Annotated in this window: 1 protein-coding gene; it reads right to left on the minus strand. The window is 33.8% G+C overall.

Annotation, left to right across the window (positions count from 1 at the left end):
* Positions 1-194: transposase (locus CD128_RS09085; protein ID WP_462803923.1), on the minus strand; the 194-nt coding region annotated here is incomplete at its 3' end.
* Positions 195-465: the final 271 nt, after the last annotated feature.

Below are 465 nucleotides of genomic sequence, written 5' to 3' on the forward strand. Positions count from 1 at the left end.
GCATATAGAATTACTTTCAACATCATTTTTGGATGATATGATGTCGCACCACGATGGTGTCTGAATTCATCGAATTCATTCTCAGGAATTGTTTCAACAATATCATTTACATGTCGTGACATATCATTTGTGGGGATAAGAACTGAAGTTTCCATTGGTAGAGTAAGTTGAGTCATGTTATAATCTTTATACATAAGGCACCTCGTTAATTTAGTTTAGTGGTATTTATTAAATTATACGAAAGTGCCTTATTTTTTTAAAGTATTTCAATGTAAAATTACATATAAATACTAAGTGTTTTGGCGAGACTCTTGAGGGAACAGGACAAGCTGAAGACTACAGGCTGAAGCTGTCCCCTAAGAAAGCGAGCCAACAATACGAAGTATTGTAAATAAAGAAGCCAGTAAATGAATTTATAAAAAACTCATTTACTGGCATTTTTGCTAGGAATTATGTCCCAGCCTC

It is taken from the genome of Staphylococcus croceilyticus (assembly GCF_002902575.1).
GTDB lineage: Bacteria > Bacillota > Bacilli > Staphylococcales > Staphylococcaceae > Staphylococcus > Staphylococcus croceilyticus.